The sequence below is a fragment of the Bartonella vinsonii subsp. berkhoffii ATCC 51672 genome, assembly GCF_902825225.1.
GTDB classification, from domain to species: Bacteria; Pseudomonadota; Alphaproteobacteria; order Rhizobiales; family Rhizobiaceae; genus Bartonella; species Bartonella berkhoffii.
The window spans coordinates 1-445 of sequence record NZ_CADEAK010000167.1 but is presented as its reverse complement, the minus strand read 5'-3'; the positions used below and the strand labels follow the sequence as shown (position 1 = coordinate 445).

General features: G+C 36.6%; 1 pseudogene. It reads right to left on the bottom strand.

Annotation, left to right across the window (positions count from 1 at the left end):
* Window positions 1-231 precede the first annotated feature (231 nt).
* Window positions 232-445 (bottom strand): annotated as a pseudogene (locus J7R10_RS08765) (MFS transporter); the annotation flags it as partial.

Here is a 445-nt window from a genome sequence, read left to right as displayed (position 1 = left end):
AACACCAAAAACGGTATTTCCTCTAGTTTTCTTGCGAAAAAAAAAAATTATCTGTTTTTTTTTTTGTTCTTATACTAAGCTCTTCTGTGTTTTCTTTTTTTGTTGGTTTTTCTCGCCCCCCCAAAACACACTTTAAAGGAGCCTGGTCTTTGGCCAACGAGAAGAAAACACTTCCATCCTCCCTTTTTTTTTCATGATGAGTACTATGCGTGCCCTTTTTTCTTTTTTTCTTTTGGTTGAAGGAGAAATCCCAGTGGGTGTCGCTGAAAAATTAAGGGTGGCTAACCAAAAAAAAGTAACCACCCCGACAATATCACTCATAAGAGATGGCAAAATAGTAATAACAACATAAATGTTGATGGCGTGTAATACAACACCACCCGTAAACGTTAAAAAACGAATGCCAGTTTTACCCAATAAAAGCGCAGACCAGTTTTGTTTGTTT